The sequence below is a fragment of the Paracoccus wurundjeri genome (genome assembly GCF_030678915.1).
Lineage (GTDB): Bacteria > Pseudomonadota > Alphaproteobacteria > Rhodobacterales > Rhodobacteraceae > Paracoccus > Paracoccus onubensis_A.
Genome location: NZ_JAUUTZ010000020.1, coordinates 60,182 through 80,051 on the forward strand (window position 1 = coordinate 60,182; position 19,870 = coordinate 80,051).

Sequence of the window (19,870 nt, forward strand, 5' to 3'; positions counted from 1 at the left end):
ATTCCCGCATGGTCGGCGGCTCATTTGCGCGGGCGTCCGTCTTCTGCCACTGCGGGGACAGGGTGCCCGATATGGGCCTGGGAGCTTTCCTGACGATCGGATTTCCTTATTTGGTAGGTCATCCCTGCGGATGATTGCGCAGATATGGGATAACGTGCCAAGCTGTAGGCTGACCATGTGCCGAGGCCAGGGGGTGGTATTTGTTTCGGCCAAACCTATGAGAGACGCATGACATCCGATATTCGCATCGCACGCGCGGCCAATAAGAAACCCATTACCGAGATCGCCGCCATGCTGGGGCTTGAGGTCGGGGATATCCTGCCCTACGGCCACGACAAGGCAAAGATCACCCATGACGCCATGGCGCGGCTGTCTGATCGCTCGGCAGGTCGGCTGATTCTGGTGACTGCCATCAATCCCACCCCGGCGGGTGAGGGCAAGACGACAACCACCGTCGGGCTTGGCGATGCGTTGAACCGGATCGGCAAGCGTGCCACGATCTGCATCCGCGAGGCCAGTCTTGGCCCCAATTTCGGCATGAAGGGCGGCGCGGCCGGCGGCGGCTATGCTCAGATCGTGCCGATGGAGGATATGAACCTTCATTTCACCGGCGATTTCCATGCGATTACCTCGGCCCATAATCTGCTGGCCGCGATGATCGACAATCATGTCCATTGGGGCAATGAGCTGCAAATCGACACCCGCAGGATCACCTGGAGGCGGGTGATGGATATGAATGACCGGGCGCTGCGCGATCTGGCGCAGGGGCTTGGCGGTGTGTCGAACGGGTTTCCGCGGCAAAGCGGTTTCGACATTACCGTGGCCTCTGAAGTCATGGCGATCCTGTGTTTGTCCAGCGACCTCGCCGATCTGCAAGAGCGGCTGGGCAGGATTGTGATCGGCTATACATGGGAGCGTCAGCCGGTGACGGCCCGCGATCTTGGTGCGGATGGGGCGATGACCGTGCTGCTGAAAGACGCGTTTCAGCCGAATCTCGTTCAGACGCTGGAAAACAATCCGGCTTTCGTGCATGGCGGACCCTTCGCCAATATCGCGCATGGCTGCAACAGCCTTGTTGCGACGCGAACGGCCCTGCGGCTTTCGGATTACGTCGTGACCGAGGCAGGGTTCGGCGCCGATCTGGGGGCCGAGAAGTTTCTGGATATCAAATGCCGCCTGGGCGGGCTGTCTCCCTCAGCGACCGTTCTGGTCGCCACGATTCGGGCATTGAAAATGAATGGCGGCATCGCCAAGGCGGATCTGGGCAGTGAAGACCCGGAGGCCGTGACGCGCGGCTGTGCGAATCTGGGCCGCCATATCGAGAATCTGCGCGGTTTCGGCCTGCCGGTTCTGGTGGCTCTGAACCATTTCGACGGCGACACCGAAACCGAGATCGCGGCGCTGAAGGATTATTGCGCACAGCACGGCGTCAAGGTGGCCATTGCGCGTCACTGGGCGGAAGGTGGCGCAGGGGCCGAGGATCTTGCCCGAGAAGTTGTCGAACTGGTTGAGAGCGGGGCAGATTTTCATACCACCTATCCTGATGCCATGCCTTTGTGGCAAAAGATCGAGACGATCTGTACGCGCATCTACCGCGCCTCCCATGCCGAGGCGGCGCCGTCCGTGCGTGAACAGCTCGAGCAATGGGAACGGGCCGGCTACGGCGATTTTCCGGTCTGTATCGCCAAGACCCAATATTCATTCTCGACCGATCCGACATTGCGCGGAGCGCCCGAGGGCCATGTCATTCCGGTCCGTGAGGTCCGGCTGAATGCGGGCGCCGGTTTTGTCGTTGCGATTTGCGGTGAAATCATGACCATGCCGGGCTTGCCCCGCCGGCCTGCGGCGGAAAGCATCCGGCTTGACGGTGATGGGCAAATCGAGGGGCTTTTCTGACCGCAATCCCGCGGCCGACCAATGCCCGGCCATGCCCGGATATCGGCGCATGTTTGCGAAAGCACGAATATGTCAGGCCCATTCCGCCATTTCCGGCCATATCAGCCGGCGGTGGATGGTTGCCGCTACGCCTGCGCAGGCGTAACAAGGCGGAAACCATGACGAGGCCGATATGACCAAACCCGTGATCCTGTGCATTCTCGATGGCTGGGGAATTTCCGACCGACCCGGGCAGAGCGCGCCTGATCAGGCCGAGACGCCGAATTTCGATCGTCTGATGCGGGATTGCCCGAATGCGACCCTGACGACTTTCGGGCCGGATGTGGGGTTGCCTTCGGGGCAGATGGGCAATTCCGAGGTGGGCCATACCAATATCGGCGCGGGCAGGGTCGTTGCCATGGATCTGGGGCAGATCGATCTGGCGATCGAGGACGGAAGTTTTCAGCGGAACCGGGCGTTGGGCGATTTCATCGCGCGGATGAAGGAAACCGGGGGCACTGCTCATCTGATGGGACTTGTCTCGGATGGCGGGGTGCATGGTCATATCTCTCATATTCTTGCCGCGACCAGGGCGATCACCGATGCAGATGTTCCGGTGGTGATCCATGCCGTCACCGATGGGCGGGACGTTGCGCCGCAATCTGCGGAAATCTTCATGCGCGAATTACAGCAAAGCCTGCCGGAAAGAGCGCGGATCGGCACGGTGACAGGCCGCTATTATGCAATGGACCGCGATAACCGCTGGGACCGGATCGAACGCGCCTATCGCGCCATCGTAGCGGGGCAAGGCGAGGCGGCAGCGACTGCGGCGCAGGCGATTGCGGTTGCATATGCACGGGGCGAAACGGATGAATTCATCCAGCCTTTTGCAATAGACGGTTATAACGGGGCCCTGGACGCGGACGGGTTCTTCTGCCTTAATTTCAGGGCTGACAGGGCGCGGGAAATCCTGTCCGCGCTTGGCGATCCGCTATTTTCGGGATTCGAGCGTCATGACCGGCCCGATTGGGCTGCTTTTCTGGGGATGGTGGATTACAGCGAGCGTCATAACACCTTCATGACAACCGCTTATCCCAAGCGACAGGTGGTCAATACCCTTGGTGCCTGGATCGCCCGGAAGGGATTGCGGCAATTCCGGCTGGCCGAAACCGAGAAATACCCACATGTGACGTTTTTCCTTAACGGTGGTAAGGAAACACCGGAACCCGGCGAGGATCGCTTTATGCCGCAAAGTCCCAAGGTCGCGACCTATGATCTGGCGCCCGAGATGGCGGCGGATGAGGTTAGCGACAAGCTGGTCGAGGTGATCGGGGAAGGTTACGATCTGATCGTGGTGAATTACGCGAATCCCGATATGGTTGGGCATACCGGCAATCTCAACGCGGCCCGGCGTGCCTGTGAAGCGGTCGATAAGGGGCTGGGCCGGATGCTTGAGGCATTGGATGCCGCTGGCGGTGCGGCGGTCATCTGCGCCGATCACGGCAATTGCGAAACGATGATCGATCCGGAAACCGGCGGCCCGCATACCGCGCATACGCTTAATCCGGTGCCGGTCATCGTCTATAACGGGCCTGTATCGGCGCGATTGCATGATGGCAGGCTGGCCGATCTGGCGCCGACCGTGCTTCATCTCATGGGCGTGGATCAGCCCGCCGAGATGACCGGAAAAAGCCTGCTGGATCTCAAATGAAGCGGATCGGCCGTCTGATATATATCTGCGGAATTCTTGCGCTTCCGGCAGTTGGAACCGCGGCCGCCACCCCTGCCGATCAGGCCGTGGCCGAAGCGGAAGCGGCCGCGACTCAGCTTCGGGACGCCATGGGCAAACTGAGTCAGGCGGTCACTGCGGACGATCAGGTCGTGGCGCTGACCGAAGTCATCAGCGGCTATGAAAAGGGGCTGTCGTCACTGCGCGACGGGCTGCGTCAGGCCAGTGCGCGCGAGGCCGAACTTCGTGCGCAGTTCGAGGCGCAGCGTGACCGGCTGGCGCGGGTTCTGGGCGCGATGACATCGCTTCAGCAATCGCCCGAAACCGCGCTTTTGCTGCATCCCGACGGCGCATTGTCAAGTGCGCGGGCAGGGATGATCCTGTCCGATGTGACGCCCGGGCTGCGATCCGAGGCCGAGCGGTTGCAGGCGAAACTGGACGAAATCGCCACGGTGCGGGAATTGCAGTCCGGAGCCGCCGAGATGCTGGGAAGCGGCCTTGCTTCGGTCCAGGAGGCCCGGCGGCTTCTTGCCAGTGCGGTGACCGACCGTTCCACGATGCCGGTGCGCTTCGCGGATGAACCCGAGGAGGTTCAGAAACTGCTGGATGCCGCCCAAAGCCTTGACGATTTCGCCGCGGGCGTCAGTGCGCTGGAAAACGATATCGGTGCGCCGATGGACGATTTCGAAGGCGCGCAGGGCAGTTTGCAACTGCCTGTGGTCGGCTCGGTCAAGCGTCCCTACAATGAGCCCGACGCCGCAGGGGTCAGGCGTCCCGGCTGGGTGATCGCGACGCCGCCCGCGGCATTGGTGACGACTCCGTGGCCCGCGACGATCCGGTATCGCGGACCTTTGCTCGATTACGGCAATGTGATGATTGTAGAACCCGCAAAAGATTATCTTCTGATATTTGCTGGATTGTCGCAGGTCTTTGGCGAAGTCGGCGATGTCTTGCGCGAAGGCGATCCCGTCGGGCTGATGGGCGGCTCAGAGGCGCCGGCGCAGGAATTCGGGACGCAATTCGTTGCGAACGCCGCGCAAGGAGGTGATGCAGGACGGACGGAAACCCTGTATCTGGAATTGCGCAAGGGAACGGAAACACTGGACCCGGCGGACTGGTTCGTATTGAATCCGGTTGTCGATCCAGGGCAGAACTGAGGCAGGAAAGGCCATCATGAAACACTACCTTATCGCAGGTCTTGGCGGCGTTCTGGCCGGAGCTTTGATCACAACGCAATTCGCGGGACCGCTTGTCGCTCAGGAGACGGGCAGGAACAGCTCGATTTACGAGCAACTCGAACTTTTTGGAAATGTGTTCGAACGGGTGCGTTCCGATTATGTCGAGGTGCCGGAGGACAAGAAGCTGATCGAGGCGGCCATCAACGGAATGCTGACCTCTCTGGATCCGCACAGTTCTTTCCTGTCCGCGAATGATTACGAGGACATGCAGACCCAGACCCGGGGCAGCTTCGGCGGGCTGGGGATCGAGGTCAGCATGGAGGATGGGCTGATCAAGGTCGTCTCGCCCATCGACGATACGCCCGCCGCGCAAGCGGGGGTGAAATCCGGCGATTTCATTACCCATGTGGACGGTGAGTCGCTGATGGGGCTTACCCTGGACGAGGCCGTTGACACGATGCGCGGCCCGGTGGGAAGCGAGTTGACCATCACCATCCTGCGGGAGGGCGAGAATGAGCCCTTCGATGTCAAGATCACCCGCGACACGATCAAGCTGACCGTGGTCAAGACCCGGATCGAAGGGCATGCGATCATCCTGCGGGTTTCGACCTTCAATGACGAAACATATGACACGCTGAAGGCGGAAATCGAAAAGGCCGTGGAAGAGGCGGGCGGCATCGAGAAGGTCACCGGCTTCGTGCTGGATCTGCGCAACAATCCGGGTGGCCTGCTCAATCAGGCGATCAGCGTGTCGGATGCGTTCCTGAATGCCGGCGAGATCGTCTCGACTCGTGGGCGCAAGCCTGAAGAGAGCGAGAGATGGAATGCCGAAGAGGGCGATCTGGCGGAAGGCAAGCCGATGGTCGTGCTTATCAATGGCGGCTCGGCCAGTGCTTCCGAGATCGTCACCGGCGCGCTCAAGGATCATCGCCGCGCCATTGTCGTGGGCGAGAAAACATTCGGCAAGGGCTCGGTCCAGACGGTAATGCCAGTCACCTCGGAAAGCGCGATCCGGCTGACGACGGCCCTGTATTACACCCCGTCGGGACGCTCGATTCAATCTCTGGGCATTCAACCCGACATTATCGTGGCGCAGCCGAAACCCGCTCCGGAAGAGGAGGAGGGGGACGAGCCGCGCACCAATTCGAGTTTCAACCGCTCGGAAGCCGATCTTCGCGGTGCGCTGAACAACGACTCGATCAGCGACGATGAACGCAAGCAGATGGAAGAAGAAGCCGCCGAGGTCGAGGCGACCGCCAAGCTGCGCGAAGAGGATTATCAGCTTGCCTATGCGGTTGATGTGCTCAAGGGACTTGCGGCGGTGAATTTCAATGCGTCCCAGATCCCTGCCGACACGACTCCGGCAGTGACCGGCGAGGGTTCGGTGGATAACGAAGGGGCGGCCAACGAATGACCGGCGCTTCCGGACCGGAGGACCTGCCTTATCGGCCCTGCGCCGGGGTGGTGCTGCTTAATCGGGAAGGGTTGGTCTTCGCGGGTCAGCGTATCGACCGGCCCGATGCGTGGCAGATGCCTCAGGGCGGGATCGACAAGGGCGAAACACCGGCGCAGGCGGCGTTGCGGGAACTGACCGAGGAAACCGGGATCCCTGCCGACCGGGTGGAAGTGTTGGCCGAGACTCCTGACTGGGTCTATTACGATCTGCCCGCGGAACTTCTGGGCAAGGTCTGGAAAGGAAAATATCGCGGGCAGAGGCAGAAATGGTTTCTGCTGCGTTTTCTGGGCGAAGATGCCGATATTGATATCAGGACTGATCACCCGGAATTCGATCGCTGGTGCTGGATGGAAGCGGATGATCTGATTGCGCATATCGTGCCTTTCAAACAGGATGTTTATCGTCAGGTCTTCGCTGCCTTCCGCGATCCGCTGACAAAAAGCGGCGCTGCCTGACACCCCCCGTTCTCGAAGGATGAATCCTTGACCGATAGCCGTGACGTCACTGAAGAGGAACAGGCCCGCCATGCGCAGAAAATGGCGAAGATCAAGGCTGCGCGGGATCGGATGATGGCGGGCAAGACCGGTGAAAAGGGCTTGGTGATCGTCCATACAGGGCCGGGCAAGGGCAAATCCAGTTCCGGCTTCGGAATGATCATGCGCTGCATCGGACACGAGATGCCCTGCGCGGTGGTGCAGTTCATCAAGGGAAGCTGGGACACCGGAGAACGGCGGATATTGACTACGCATTTTTCCGAACTCTGCCAGTTTCACGTCATGGGCGAAGGGTTCACATGGGAAACGCAAGACAAGCGCCGCGATATAGAGGCCGCGGGCGCGGCATGGCGCCGGGCGCAGGAGCTGATCCGCGATCCGGCGATTCGCATGGTGCTGCTGGATGAGATCAATATCGCCTTCCGCAATGGCTACCTGGACCCGGCAGAGGTCGTTTCGTTTCTTGCGGATGAAAAGCCGCCCATGACCCATGTCGTGCTGACCGGACGCAATGCGCCGCCTGTTCTGATCGAGGCGGCGGATCTGGTCAGCGAAATTACGGTGATCAAACACCCCTTCCGCGAGGGGATCAAGGCTCAGCCCGGCGTCGAGTTCTGATCCCGGGGGGCTGACGGCTTGGATGATGCCGCCGCCTTTGTCCGTGGATTTCAAGCCAGTTCCGTGATGACGGTGGCTTCGTGCAGATGTTCGGACCAGAGCCTGTTACATTGAATCGGCAACGCCGGTTATTCACCTCCCGCGATGGCCGGAGGTGCTGCCCCCGGACCCTCGGGATATTTGAGTGAAGAAGCAAAGGGAGGGAAGGCGAGGCCGGGCAGGTATGGCATGCTCTGATCGCGTGGAATCAGCAATTCGGCACATTGACGGCCAGCCCACCCAGCGAGGTTTCCTTGTATTTCTCGCTCATATCCTCACCGGTCTGACGCATGGTTTCGATGGCGGAATCCAGTGGCACCAGATGGCTGCCATCCCCGCGCAGGGCCAGACTGGCCGCACTGACCGCCTTGATTGCCCCCAATCCGTTACGCTCGATGCATGGGACCTGCACCAGCCCTTTCACCGGATCGCAAGTCATGCCCAGATGATGTTCGAGCGCGATTTCGGCGGCATTCTCGATCTGGTGGGGCGTGGCTCCCAGCACGGCGGCCAGACCTGCCGCCGCCATAGCAGCGGCGCTGCCGACTTCGGCCTGGCAGCCGCATTCCGCCCCCGAGATCGAGGCGTTATGCTTGACCAGCCCGCCGATAGCGGCGGCGGTCAGCAGGAAATCCGGCAAATCGCGCTCGCTTGCGCCCGGCACATGATCCAGCCAGTAGCGGATCACGGCAGGCACCACCCCGGCGGCGCCATTGGTGGGGGCCGTGACGACCTGTCCGCCCGCCGCATTTTCTTCATTCACGGCCATGGCATAGGTGGACATCCAGTCATTGATGACATGTGGCGCAGTCAGATTCATGCCTCGCTCGGCCATCAGCTTCTCATGTATCCCGCGCGCGCGCCTGCGGACATGCAGCCCGCCCGGCAGGATGCCCTCGGTGCTTAGCCCACGCTCCATGCAATCGCGCATGACCTGCCAGATCCGCATCAGACCCTGACGCAATTCGGACTCGCTGCGGAAACTCAGCTCATTGGCGCGCTTCATTGCGGCTATGGATTTTCCCGACCGTTCTGCCATGTCCAGCATTTCTGAGGCATTGGCGAAAGGATAGGGAACTCTGGCTACCGCATCACTGCGGTCTTCGTTGCCTTTGCGGGCCAGCTCCTGATCGGTCAGCACGAAGCCGCCGCCGATCGAGTAATAGACCTGATGAAAAATCACATCGCCCTGCGCGTCTGTGGCCGACAGCGTCATGCCATTAGCATGACCGGGCAGGGGATTCTCGAAATCGAAGCAGAGGTCCCGTTCGGGGTCGAACTGCAATTCGCCCAGTCCGTCAACGATCAGTACGCGCTTTTCGCGATTGGCTGCCAGTACTGTTTCGGCGGCATCGGCATCCATCGTCTCGGGGACGAAACCGGCCAGCCCAAGGATCGTCGCCCGGTCGGTCGCATGTCCCTTGCCTGTGAAGGCGAGGCTGCCATGCAGGCTTGCCCGCAGCCCATGCGGCTGGAATGGGCTGTTCCGCAATGCTTCGAGGAACCGCGCACCGGCCACCATTGGGCCCATGGTATGCGACGAAGACGGGCCAACGCCGATTTTGAACAGATCGAATACCGACAAGAACATGAATCGCCTTTCATTCCCGCCTGATGCGGATTGAACGCCATGTAATCAGCCCGCGCGCCAAAGCTCCATGCCGGATGCGACGGACTGGCATGCGAATTGCGACATGGCGTCGGAAACCTTCTGCCTATATTGTAAGCAGTGAGCGTGAAATTTAAGCAACGCCTCGCATCCTCGATATGGGAAGGCCGAGGCTGCGGGGCAAGCACTTGCGGCGAGCCCGTGGCGGGACGAAGGAACAGGATATGCAATCACCCGATCCGATCATTCTTGGCGAAACGCGACTGGGCATGCCTGTCTTTCTGGCGCCGATGGCCGGAATCACCGATCTTCCGTTTCGCCGTATCGTGGCGCGGTTCGGGGCGGGTTTGCTGGTCAGTGAGATGGTCGCTTCTACCGAAATGGTGACGCCGCGCCCCTCGACGCGGGCGGCGGTACGGGCAAAGGCATTGACCGAAGGGGGCCTGCCCGTATCGGTACAGATCGCAGGGCGCGAGGCCGCAGCCATGGCCGAGACCGCGCGGATCGTTCAGGGAATGGGCGCGCGAATCATCGATATCAATATGGGCTGTCCGGCCAAGAAGGTGACAGGCGGGTTGTCGGGGGCGGCCCTGATGCGTGATCTTGACCACGCGCTTGGGCTGATCGACGCCGTGGTGGCGGCGGTTTCCGTTCCGGTGACCCTGAAGATGCGGCTGGGTTGGGATGACAGTAGCCTGAATGCTGCCGAACTTGCGCGGCGTGCGGCGGATGCCGGGATACGGATGCTGACCGTGCACGGCCGAACCCGGGCGCAGTTCTACAAGGGTTGCGCGGATTGGACGAAAATTGCAGCGGTTGCGAATATCCCGAACCGTCCGCCACTGGTCGCGAATGGCGATGTGGTCTGCGCGGCATCCGCGCGGGCGGCGTTGGCGGCCTCAAGGGCGGATGCGGTCATGGTCGGGCGCGGTGCACAGGGCGCGCCCTGGCGGCTGGCGCAGATCGCGCATCAGCTTTGGAATGCGCCCGCCCCCAGGATTCCACGCGGCGCGGCGTTGGCAGAACTGGTCGAAGAACACTATGAAAACATGCTTGATTTCTACGGGTCCGAATTGGGGCTGCGGGTCGCCCGCAAACATCTGGGCTGGTATGCCGAGGCGAACAATGCCCCTCTTCGCGCTGAAATGCTGCGCGCGCCCAGCGCCCCTGAAACCATCGCCCTGATCCGCCGCGCCTTCGCCGACGCGCCGGGGCAGGCGGCGGAACGGGTTGCGGCATGACAAGTGCCCGCTCGGTCGATTTCCGCCAGGCGGTTCCCGGTCCGGGCTGGATGCAATTGCCGATGCCGGCGCTGATCATTGACCGGCAGGGGCGCGTGGCAGAGATGAACGACGCCGCCGAGATATGGCTGAACATGTCGCGCAATTCAACGCTGGGCAAACCGCTGGACGGTGATGGCATGATCGCGCGGTTGCGTATCCGGCCGTCGCTGCAACCGCTGTTCAACCGGGTGATCGCAAGCGATGATGTGCTGCATCAGCCTGGCGTGCATTTTGAAATAGGCGACCGGGCGGGTGGACATGAAACGCGACCCGCCTCGGTCCATGCCGGACCGGTAGAGGGGTTTCCGGGCGCGATTTCGATCCTGATCGTGCCCGAGGGTGGCAGCGGGATGCAGTATCAAAGCCGCGCCGTCCGCTCTGCCGCCAGAAGCGCCATCGGCATGGCCGAAATGCTGGCGCATGAGATCAAGAACCCGCTGGCCGGGATCAGGGGCGCTGCGCAGCTCATGGCGATAAACGCCTCGCCCGAGGATCGTGAAATGGCCGAACTGATCGTCAGCGAATCCCGGCGGATCGTTACGCTGCTCGAACAGGTCGAGCGTTTCGGGGATACCTCGCCCCCGGATCTTCAACCGGTGAATATCCATGATGTGCTTGAAAAGGTCCGGCATTCGGCGCGGGTCGGTTTTGCAAGAAAGGCGCATATCGTTGCGGATTACGATCCCTCACTGCCCCTTGCGCTTGCCGATGCGGATCAACTCATGCAGGTCTGCCTGAATCTCGTCCGAAACGCCGCTGAGGCATTCGGCAAGGGGCAGGGAGGTACCATCCGGCTGCGCAGCTCTTATGATCATGTGCTGCGCCTGCCGCCCGAGGACGCGTGGCCCCAGGGCCGGGCCCTGCCGCTCCAGATCGAGATCGAAGATGATGGCCCGGGCCTGCCCGAAGCCATCGCCGAGCAGGTGTTCGAACCATTCGTATCCGGGCGCGAGAATGGCACCGGGCTGGGTCTGGCACTGGTCAGCAAGATCGTGACCGATCACGGCGCATTGATCCGGGTGGACAGCAGGCCCGGACGCACGTTGTTTCGCATTTCACTTCCCAAGGCATAAGGACCAGACCTCATGGACGGAACCGTTCTGATCGCCGATGACGACCGCACAATCCGCACGGTGCTGACGCAGGCATTGACGCGGGCGGGTTGCCGGGTACACGCGACCGGCAGTCTCTCGCAATTGTCGAAATGGGTCGAGGAAGGTCGCGGCGATCTGGTGATTACCGATGTGATGATGCCGGATGGCAACGGGATCGATCTGATCCCCCGGATCCGCGGGCAGCGGCCCGATCTGCCCGTTATCGTTATCTCGGCGCAGAATACGATCGTCACGGCGATCCGGGCAACCGAAGCGGCGGCTTTTGAATATTTGCCCAAACCCTTCGATCTGCCGGATCTGATGACCAAGGCCGGTCAGGCATTGTCCCGCAGGCCGCGAAAATCCGATCCAGCACTTGAAAGCCCGTCGCCGCGCGAAGGTGCCGATCCGGCCATGCCTCTGATTGGCCATGCGCCTGCCATGCAGGCATTGTTCCGCATGGTTGCGCGAGTGCTGAACGCGGATCTGCCGGTGCTGATCGCCGGAGAGCCCGGCACCGGGAAATCGATCATTGCCCGCAGTTTCCACGATCTTTCAGACCGCAGCGGCAACGATCATGCCGTTCTGACCCCTGCGGACGCGGGTGAGGATACCTTTGGCCGCATCATCGAAAAAACCCGTGGCGGTACGATCATCATAGAAAACCCGTCCTCTTTCGATCAAGCGGGGCAGGCGCGGTTGATCGGCCTGATCGAAACGCTGGAGGCTGGGGCAGAGCGTGCAAATTTGCCACGGTTGATCAGTACGGCAGGCGCGGATCCGCAACGTGAAATGTTGGCGGGCAGTTTGCGCTCGGATCTCTATTACCGGCTTGCCGGCGTCACGATTTCGGTTCCGCCCCTGCGCGCCCGGGTGGACGATATCCTGCCGCTGGCCGATCATTTGCTTGCCCGCGCTGCCGTGCAGGGTTTGCCGGAACGAAAACTGTCGGAGGCGGCGGCGGGAATCCTGCGGGTATATTCCTTCCCCGGAAATGTGCGCGAACTCGAAAACCTGATGCGCCGTCTTGCACTCACGGCATCGGGCCCCGAGGTTTCGGCGGATGAGCTGCGCGAAGCGCTGGATCAGCCGCGCGGCCATGATGCTGCGGTTGCGCCGGACGCGGGTACAGGTGGGATTTCGGTGACCAGCGCGCCGCTTTCCGACATGGTCGAGGCACATCTGCGCCGCTATTTCGACCTGCATGGCGGTGAATTGCCGCCTCCTGGCCTTTACGAACGCATATTGCACGAATTCGAACGGCCGCTGCTTGAGGTCGCATTGGATGCGACGGGGGGAAATCAGCTTAAATGTGCCGATCTTCTTGGGATTAATCGCAATACGCTGCGCAAGAAGCTGACAGATCTAAATATCGAGGTGACACGCCGCCGCAAACTGATGTAAAACCGCCACATGAAGTGGTGCCTGAGTCACGGCGCTGCAACAGTCAAGCCGCGATAGACGGCTAGCGGAGGTTAGGGCGGGTCCGTGTCCGGGCTGAGTTGGGATAGTTTGGCGCAAATCCGGCTTGGCCGGCAGTGGCGCGGCGTTGTATTCTGGAGCCTGCTGACTGCTGGTGGCCTGTTGATGCTGGCGACGCTGGCGGTTCTGGGGCCGATCAATATCGATGCGCAAGGGCAGTCCCTTCGCACGGTCTTGCTGCTTGATCTGTTTTATCTGATCATCCTGATTGTCGTCGTGATCGCCCGGATGGCGCGGTTGATTACGGCCCGGCGCCATTCCGGCAATGCGGGCGCGCGGCTGCATCGAAGACTTGTGCTTGTGTTTGCCGGTCTGGCGCTTGTCCCGACGGTTCTGGTCGCGTTATTCGCAGGCTTTCTTGTCAATATCGGGCTTGAAGGATGGTTCTCGGAGCGGGTGCAGCAGGTGGTTACCAATTCCCAGGCGGCCGCCGAAGCCTATCAGGAAGAACATCGCCGGGATCTGACCGAGGACGCCCATGCTCTGGCAGGTGTATTGGTGCAGGCGGGGCGCGCCAATCCGCTGATTGACGATGGCGAGATGCGGCAGCTTCTGGTGCAGGGGCAATCGCTGATCCAGCGCGGTCTGCGCGAGGCTTATATCATCGATGGTTCGGGCGAGATCCGTTCGCGTGGCGAACGCAGTTATCAGTTCTGGTACGAGGCGCCGGGCAGCGAACAGCTTGACGAGGCCCAGTCCGATGGGCTGGTCCTGATCGAAGACTGGGAGAATAACGAGTTCCGGGCGCTTGTCGCCTTGCCGCCGCTGGCGGATCGCTATCTCTATGTGACCCGCGATGTCGATGGCAATCTGCTGGGGCTTCTTGACGAGACCCGCGCCACGGTCGGCGACTACCGGCAATTGAAAGAGACGCGCGGTCAAGTGCTGTTCGAATTTTCTCTGGTCTATCTTGGTTTCGCATTGCTGTTGGTTGCGGCTGCGGTCTGGATGGGCCTGTGGTTCGCAAGCCGTCTGTCGCGCCCGATCGGCCTTCTGGCGGATGCAAGTGAACAGGTTGGTCGCGGCAATCTGGATCTTCAGGTGCCCGAACTGGATACCGGGGACGAGATTCAGATACTTGGGCAAAGCTTCAACCGTATGACACGGCAACTCAAGACGCAGCGCGAAGAGCTGGTGGAAAGCTATCGCGCTTCGGACGAACAGCGGCGGCTATTCGACAATGTGCTGAGTTCGGTGACATCCGGGGTTATTGGGCTTGATCCGCAGGGGGGGATCGATTTCCTGAACCGTTCGACCATCCGCCTTCTGGGCCTTGATCCGCAGCGTGACATCAACGCTTTGCTTTCGACGGCGGTGCCGGAATTTGCACCACTGTTCCAGCGTCTTTCCGGCTCTGTCGCCGAAACCTTGCAGGACGAGGTGCGCCTGACACGCGACGGGCAGCTGCAAAGCCTTCTGGTGCGGATGGCGGTTCGGCGTGCGGGGGATGGCGGGCTTGAAGGCTTCGTGGTGGCTTTCGACGACGTGACCGAACTGGTCAGTGCCCAGCGGATGGCCGCATGGGGCGACGTCGCGCGGCGCGTGGCCCATGAGATCAAGAATCCCCTGACCCCCATTCAGCTTTCGGCCGAACGTTTGCGGCGCAAACTGACTCCGCTTGCCGATCCCGAGGAAAAGGCTGCGTTGGATCAATATGTCGATGTCATCATCCGCCAGACCAACGATTTGCGCCGGATCGTCGATGAGTTCAGCCGCTTTGCCCGGATGCCGGAGCCGGACCGCAGCGAAGTCGATCTTGCGGCGCTGTTGCGTGAAGCCGTGCTGCTTCAACAGGATGCGCTGCAAGGGGCAATCGAAGCGAGTATCCCGGAAGAGCCGGTCGTCGTGGACTGTGACCGGGGCATGCTGAGCCAGGCATTCACGAACTTGCTTAAGAATGCAGGGGAAGCCGTTGAAGAACGGGCAGAATCTTCTCCTGACGGCTGGCATCCGCGGGTTGCCGTCACGATGAAGACGGGTTCGGATTTCGTCACGATCCGCATCATCGACAACGGGCCCGGTCTGCCCGCGGACCGGTCGCGTCTGTTCGAGCCCTATGTGACGTTGAAATCGCAGGGAACCGGACTGGGATTGCCGATCGTCAAGAAAATCGTCGAGGAACATGGCGGCAGCCTTGCCCTGACGGATGCTCCGGATCGTGACGGCGCCATGGCCGAGATCCGGCTTCCGCGAGAGCGGAACCCGATACGTGGCAAGCAACGTAAACCCAAAGAGAAAGACGAGGCAGGTGTGATATGAGCGATATTCTGATCGTCGATGACGAGCGCGACATCCGCGAACTGATCGCCGATATTCTGAAGGATGAAGGCTTCGCGACCCGGACGGCCGCGAATTCCGATGAGGCGGTCGCGGCGCTGAATGACGGGGAACCCGCGCTGATGATCCTTGATATCTGGCTGAAAGACAGCCGGATGGACGGGATCGACATTCTCAAACAGGTCAAGCGCGACAATCCCGACGTTCCGGTGATCATCATTTCGGGCCACGGCAATATCGAGATCGCGGTCGCCGCCATCAGGCAGGGCGCCTATGATTTCATCGAGAAACCGTTCAATATCGACCAACTCATGGTAGTCATCAATCGCGCGATGGAAACCAGCCGTTTGCGGCGCGAGAACAGTTCCCTCAAACGCGGGGACAGCCGTCCGACCGAGATGATCGGTCATTCCGTTGCCTTCAAGCGGCTGCGCGACAATCTGGACAAGGTAGCCAAGTCGAACGGCCGTGTCATGCTGGCAGGAGAGCCGGGAACCGGCAAGGAACTCGCCGCGCGTTATATCCACGCCAATTCCCCTCGCGAAACCGCCTCCTTCATCACGGTCTCATGCGCCGCGATTGAACCCGAGCGCATGGAAGAGGTGTTGTTCGGTCGTGAAAGCCCCGAACGCGGAGTCGAGCCGGGGCTGCTGGAACAGGCGCATGGCGGGGTGATCTATTTCGATGAGGTCGGGGATATGCCCCTTGGGACCCAGCCCAAGATCCTGCGCGTCCTGACCGAGCAGCAATTCACCCGCGCGGGCGGCTCGGACAAGGTGCGGGTGGATCTGCGGGTGATTTCTTCGACCAATCGTGACCTGCCGGCCGAAATCGCGGCTGGCCGTTTCCGGCAGGAGCTTTACGACCGCCTGAACGTGGTTCCGCTTGCCGTCCCCTCGCTTGCAGAGCGGCGCGAGGATATCGGGCCGCTGGCATTGCATTTCATCGAGCAGTTTCAGAAGCATCAGGGATTGGTTGCCCGGGAATTGCCGGATGAAACCATCGCCGCGCTTCAAGCCATGCGCTGGCCGGGCAATATCCGCCAGTTGCGCAATGTGATCGAGCGCGTCCTGATCCTTGCCGAGGAAACCGGATCGATCAAGCCGTCCGAGCTTGAGCCGCAAGGGGCCACGCCCGACAACAGCGATGCCCTGAGCCTTGGTCCGCAGGTGATCGCCATGGCACTGCGCGAAGCGCGCGAGATGTTCGAACGCGAATATCTGCTTGCCCAGATCAATCGCTTCGGCGGCAATATCAGCCGCACAGCGCAGTTCGTCGGGATGGAGCGCAGCGCGCTGCACCGCAAGCTGAAGTCCCTTGGCGTTGTCGGCGGCGTTCGCAACGATGAAGAGATGATCGGCGGAAAGTAATGCGGAGGCGGCAGCTTTCGCGGCTGGATCCGGGCCGGTCTTACGGGGTCCACCGCAGGAAATTGGCGATCAGGCGCAGGCCGATCTTTTGTGATTTCTCGGGGTGGAACTGAGTGCCGACGATATTGTCGCGACCAACCACCGCCGTAACCGCGCCGCCATAGTCGACATGGGCCAGAAGATGCCGGGGCTCGGCCACGCGGAATTGCCAGCCATGCACGAAATAGGCGTGATCGCCCGTGCTGATACCCTCAAGTACCGGGTGCGGTCGGTCGACCACCAGATCGTTCCAGCCCATATGAGGCACCTTAAGCCCCGGTGCATTGATCGCTTCCACCTCTCCGCCGATCCAGTCCAGCCCCGGCGTTTCCCGATATTCGTAACCACGGGTTGCCAGCATCTGCATGCCGACACAAATTCCCATGAAGGGAATGCCACGCCCAAGAACGGCTTCGCGCAAGGCTTCAGCCATGCCATCGACCTCGCCCAGTGCCGTGCGACATGCGGGAAAGGCCCCGTCGCCGGGCAGAACGATCCGGTCGGCCCGGGCTGCGATGTCCGGATCCGAGGTCACGATCACCTCGGCGCCCGCATCGCGGCCCATAAGCTGAAACGCCTTGGCCGCCGAATGCAGATTGCCGCTGTCGTAATCGATCAGGGCAACCCGCATCACAACGCGCCCTTGGTGGAAGGCAGTGCGTCCGACATGCGGGGATCAGGCTCGACCGCTTCGCGCAGGGCGCGGGCAACCGCCTTGAAGCTGGCTTCGGCGATATGGTGACTGTTGATCCCATGCAGCCGGTCGATATGCAGGGTGATGCCGCCATGCGTGGACAGGGCCTGAAAAAACTCTCGCACCAGTTCGCAATCGAATGTGCCGATCTTCGGACTGGGAAAATCAACATTCCAGATCAGATATGGCCGTCCTGACAAATCCAGCGCGGCTCGCAGAAGCGCGTCATCCATGGCCAGATGAAAGCTGCCATACCGCCGGATCCCGATCTTGTCCCCAAGTGCCCGCACCAAGGCCTGCCCGATGGCGATACCCGTATCCTCGACGGTGTGATGATCGTCGATATGCAGGTCGCCATCCGCACGGATCGTCAGATCGATCAGCGAGTGGCGCGATAGCTGGTCCAGCATGTGATCGAAGAATCCCACACCGGTCCGGTTGTCATATTGGCCGGTGCCGTCGAGATTCAGCGTGACCTCGATTTTCGTCTCGGCGGTCTTGCGGGTGATCGTGGCCTTGCGCATGGAGTTCCCTTTCATATCGGGGCGCTTATAGGACGGGCGCGGCCATCAGCCAAGATGCACCTGACCTTCCGGATAGCGGACGCGGGGTGTCACCCGCGCGGCAAGGAAGAAGCCAAGCGTCAGAGGTCCGACCCGTCCCAGAAACATTATCATGATGATGATTGTCCGGCCTAATCCATCCAGTTCTGATGTATACCCGCGTGACAGGCCGGCATTTCCGAAGGCCGAGACAACCTCGAAACCGATCGCCAGAAAATCACCATCCTGGGTGGCCAGCATCAGGAATGTTGCGGAAAACACCAGAACGACGGCAATGGCGATCAGCGCCATGACCTTCAGCACCTCTTCCAGCCCGATCGAGCGCCCGAAGGCCCAGATTTCGGTCCGGCGGCGGAAGAAAGCCAGCGTTGCCAGCAGCATGACCACAAGTGTCGTGACCTTGATACCTCCGGCCGTCGAGGTCGATCCGCCACCGATCACCATCAATGCCATGTAAAGAAGCGAGGTCGACTCATGCAACGCGCCGGTATCGATGGTGACAAAACCCGAGCTTCTCGGCGTCACTCCGTGAAACCATGCCAATGTCATACGCGCCGCAACGCTGTCATAGGCTCCAAGCGTGTGCGGATTGTTCCATTCCAGAAGGGCGGTCAATCCTACGCCCACCACGATCAGCGCGGCGCTTCCAACCAGCATCAGCCGCGTATGCAGCGACCAGCCGTGCCAGAATCTTTGGTGGAAGATATCCGAGATGACGACATAGCCGATGCCTCCGGTGATGAAGAGCAGGGGGATCACGCTGTTCACTACGGGGTCGGTCGCATATGCTGTCAGCCCTTGCGGAAAGGTCGAGAATCCCGCGTTGTTGAAAGCCGAGATCGAATGAAAGATCGCATGCCACAGCCCCGGTCCCAGTCCGGTGCTGGGAACGAAGGCCAAGCATAGCAGTAACGCACCGGCAATCTCTGCCAACAGCACGACACGGAATATCGTTTTTACGAGCTGGATCAGCCGCTTGTAGGAAGTCTGTTTCAGATCCTCGCGCAGATAGGTGTGATGGGTGATGCCCAGCGGGACACCCAAAGCGGTCAGGACCAGCACGGCGAAGGTCATCAGCCCCAGCCCGCCAAGCTGTATCAGCAGCAGGATCACCAGATGACCCCAGAATGTCAGCATTTCCGCAGTATTGATCACTGCCAGTCCGGTCACGGTGACCGCCGAGGTCGAGGTGAACAGCGCATCGCTGATACTGATCGCCTCATGTGTCATGAATGGTAATTTCAGGGCCGCCGCGCCCAGAAAGATCAGCGTCATATAGGAAATGGCCAGCACGGCGGGCGGAGGTGTCCGTCCAAGCCAGGATTGCACAGCCCGGCGCAGGCGAGGCGTCACAGCTGGTCGCCGAATTGCGTCAGCTCCGCCCGTTTGCCCAGCAGCAGCAGCCGGTCATTGGTCAGCAGCCCCGGATCCTCCCCGTGCAGATCGACATATTCGGTGCCACGCATGATGCCCAATGCGGTAATCCCCTCGCCGAACGGCAGCTCCGAAAGCTTCCCGCCTTCCCGCCTTTCGGGGATCAGCAGATTGACCACCGAGAAACCGTTGCCCAGATTGATGTAATCCTGCACCGCCGGGTTGTTCAGCATTTGCGCGGTATGCTGTCCCATCTCGGTTTCAGGCAGAACGACCCGGTCCGCGCCGATCTTCGAAAGAATGCGGTGATGGGTGCGGTTCAGCGCCTTGGCCCAGACCGTTTCTACCCCGATCAGACGGAGATTCATGGTGGCAATAATGCTGCTTTCCAGATCGTTGCCGATCGAGACCAGCCCGACATCATATTGCCCCGCCCCGGCTTCTCGTAGTGCGCCTTCGTCCGTGGCGTCCAGAATAACGACATTCGAAAGCTGTTCGGCCAGCGTCGCGACCCGTTGGTGATCCTTGTCGATGCCCAGAACCCGGTTTCCGAATCGCGCCAGCTCGGTTGCGACCACACCGCCGAAAGAGCCAAGGCCGACTACGACGAAAGTTCTGTTTTGTTTGCCCATCGGGTCCCCGACCGAATGTCAAATGCCTTGCATTCTGGATCTGCGCTGCAAGAAAGGTCAAGAC

General features: G+C 61.0%; 16 protein-coding genes. 11 read left to right on the forward strand and 5 right to left on the reverse strand.

From position 1 onward, the window contains the following. The first annotated feature begins 228 nt into the window (after positions 1-228). From Q0601_RS17835 to cobO, 6 genes are all read left to right on the forward strand, one after another. Positions 229-1,896, forward strand: a complete 1,668-nt coding sequence (locus tag Q0601_RS17835; protein ID WP_305291243.1) for a formate--tetrahydrofolate ligase — start codon at positions 229-231, stop codon at positions 1,894-1,896. Positions 1,897-2,068: 172 nt separating this feature from the next. Further along, the gene (gene gpmI / locus Q0601_RS17840) at positions 2,069-3,586 is read left to right on the forward strand and encodes a 2,3-bisphosphoglycerate-independent phosphoglycerate mutase (RefSeq protein WP_305291244.1); all 1,518 of its coding nucleotides are present in this window, start codon (positions 2,069-2,071) and stop codon (positions 3,584-3,586) included. Further along, on the forward strand, positions 3,583-4,761 hold the full coding sequence (locus Q0601_RS17845) for a murein hydrolase activator EnvC family protein (protein WP_305291245.1): 1,179 nt from the start codon (positions 3,583-3,585) through the stop codon (positions 4,759-4,761). Before gpmI ends, Q0601_RS17845 begins: the two co-directional genes overlap by 4 nt. 16 nt (positions 4,762-4,777) lie before the next feature. Beyond that, positions 4,778-6,196: a S41 family peptidase gene (locus Q0601_RS17850; RefSeq protein WP_305291246.1), complete on the forward strand. Its 1,419-nt coding sequence runs from the start codon at positions 4,778-4,780 to the stop codon at positions 6,194-6,196. Then, entirely contained in the window at positions 6,193-6,693 is a 501-nt protein-coding gene (locus tag Q0601_RS17855; RefSeq protein ID WP_305291247.1) for an RNA pyrophosphohydrolase, read from the forward strand. The genes Q0601_RS17850 and Q0601_RS17855 overlap by 4 nt, the downstream gene beginning before the upstream one ends. Before the next feature lie 27 nt (positions 6,694-6,720). Next, positions 6,721-7,350 (forward strand): cob(I)yrinic acid a,c-diamide adenosyltransferase, encoded by a 630-nt coding sequence (cobO, locus tag Q0601_RS17860; RefSeq protein ID WP_305291248.1) that lies wholly within the window; start codon positions 6,721-6,723, stop codon positions 7,348-7,350. 247 nt (positions 7,351-7,597) lie between these two features. Here the strand turns inward: cobO and Q0601_RS17865 are convergent, their stop codons facing one another. Next, a complete protein-coding gene (locus Q0601_RS17865) occupies positions 7,598-8,980 on the reverse strand; it encodes an L-serine ammonia-lyase (protein ID WP_305291249.1) in 1,383 nt (460 codons plus the stop codon). A gap of 242 nt (positions 8,981-9,222) precedes the next feature. On the opposite strand from Q0601_RS17865, the gene dusB reads away from it, so the two are divergent. From dusB to ntrX, 5 genes are all read left to right on the forward strand, one after another. Continuing rightward, the gene (dusB, locus tag Q0601_RS17870; protein ID WP_305291250.1) at positions 9,223-10,239 is read left to right on the forward strand and encodes a tRNA dihydrouridine synthase DusB; all 1,017 of its coding nucleotides are present in this window, start codon (positions 9,223-9,225) and stop codon (positions 10,237-10,239) included. Then, on the forward strand, positions 10,236-11,354 hold the full coding sequence (locus Q0601_RS17875) for a two-component system sensor histidine kinase NtrB (protein WP_305291251.1): 1,119 nt from the start codon (positions 10,236-10,238) through the stop codon (positions 11,352-11,354). Before dusB ends, Q0601_RS17875 begins: the two co-directional genes overlap by 4 nt. 12 nt (positions 11,355-11,366) lie before the next feature. Further along, entirely contained in the window at positions 11,367-12,779 is a 1,413-nt protein-coding gene (locus tag Q0601_RS17880; protein WP_305291252.1) for a response regulator, read from the forward strand. 84 nt (positions 12,780-12,863) lie between these two features. Further along, the gene (locus Q0601_RS17885; protein WP_305291253.1) at positions 12,864-15,116 is read left to right on the forward strand and encodes a sensor histidine kinase NtrY-like; all 2,253 of its coding nucleotides are present in this window, start codon (positions 12,864-12,866) and stop codon (positions 15,114-15,116) included. After that, positions 15,113-16,504: a nitrogen assimilation response regulator NtrX gene (gene ntrX / locus Q0601_RS17890; RefSeq protein WP_305291255.1), complete on the forward strand. Its 1,392-nt coding sequence runs from the start codon at positions 15,113-15,115 to the stop codon at positions 16,502-16,504. The genes Q0601_RS17885 and ntrX overlap by 4 nt, the downstream gene beginning before the upstream one ends. A 40-nt stretch (positions 16,505-16,544) precedes the next feature. Here ntrX and hisH read toward each other — a convergent pair whose 3' ends face one another. The 4 genes from hisH to Q0601_RS17910 are packed head-to-tail and all read right to left on the reverse strand — an operon-like array spanning position 16,545 to position 19,806. After that, the gene (hisH, locus tag Q0601_RS17895; protein WP_305291256.1) at positions 16,545-17,174 is read right to left on the reverse strand and encodes an imidazole glycerol phosphate synthase subunit HisH; all 630 of its coding nucleotides are present in this window, start codon (positions 17,172-17,174) and stop codon (positions 16,545-16,547) included. Beyond that, positions 17,174-17,761, reverse strand: a complete 588-nt coding sequence (gene hisB, locus Q0601_RS17900) for an imidazoleglycerol-phosphate dehydratase HisB (RefSeq protein WP_305291257.1) — start codon at positions 17,759-17,761, stop codon at positions 17,174-17,176. Before hisB ends, hisH begins: the two co-directional genes overlap by 1 nt. A 45-nt stretch (positions 17,762-17,806) precedes the next feature. Next, complete coding sequence (locus tag Q0601_RS17905) at positions 17,807-19,153, reverse strand: TrkH family potassium uptake protein (RefSeq protein WP_370656150.1); 1,347 nt, start codon at positions 19,151-19,153, stop codon at positions 17,807-17,809. Then, on the reverse strand, positions 19,150-19,806 hold the full coding sequence (locus tag Q0601_RS17910) for a potassium channel family protein (protein WP_305291258.1): 657 nt from the start codon (positions 19,804-19,806) through the stop codon (positions 19,150-19,152). Before Q0601_RS17910 ends, Q0601_RS17905 begins: the two co-directional genes overlap by 4 nt. Positions 19,807-19,870: the final 64 nt, after the last annotated feature.

Coding starts and splice junctions, on each gene's coding strand:
- Q0601_RS17910 (WP_305291258.1), bottom strand. CDS start 19,806: ATGGGCAAACAAAACAGAACTTTCGTCGTAGTCGGCCTTGGCTCTTTC.
- Q0601_RS17855 (WP_305291247.1), top strand. CDS start 6,193: ATGACCGGCGCTTCCGGACCGGAGGACCTGCCTTATCGGCCCTGCGCC.
- Q0601_RS17875 (WP_305291251.1), top strand. CDS start 10,236: ATGACAAGTGCCCGCTCGGTCGATTTCCGCCAGGCGGTTCCCGGTCCG.
- Q0601_RS17845 (WP_305291245.1), top strand. CDS start 3,583: ATGAAGCGGATCGGCCGTCTGATATATATCTGCGGAATTCTTGCGCTT.
- dusB (WP_305291250.1), top strand. CDS start 9,223: ATGCAATCACCCGATCCGATCATTCTTGGCGAAACGCGACTGGGCATG.
- ntrX (WP_305291255.1), top strand. CDS start 15,113: ATGAGCGATATTCTGATCGTCGATGACGAGCGCGACATCCGCGAACTG.
- hisB (WP_305291257.1), bottom strand. CDS start 17,761: ATGCGCAAGGCCACGATCACCCGCAAGACCGCCGAGACGAAAATCGAG.
- gpmI (WP_305291244.1), top strand. CDS start 2,069: ATGACCAAACCCGTGATCCTGTGCATTCTCGATGGCTGGGGAATTTCC.
- hisH (WP_305291256.1), bottom strand. CDS start 17,174: ATGCGGGTTGCCCTGATCGATTACGACAGCGGCAATCTGCATTCGGCG.
- Q0601_RS17865 (WP_305291249.1), bottom strand. CDS start 8,980: ATGTTCTTGTCGGTATTCGATCTGTTCAAAATCGGCGTTGGCCCGTCT.
- Q0601_RS17880 (WP_305291252.1), top strand. CDS start 11,367: ATGGACGGAACCGTTCTGATCGCCGATGACGACCGCACAATCCGCACG.
- Q0601_RS17835 (WP_305291243.1), top strand. CDS start 229: ATGACATCCGATATTCGCATCGCACGCGCGGCCAATAAGAAACCCATT.
- Q0601_RS17850 (WP_305291246.1), top strand. CDS start 4,778: ATGAAACACTACCTTATCGCAGGTCTTGGCGGCGTTCTGGCCGGAGCT.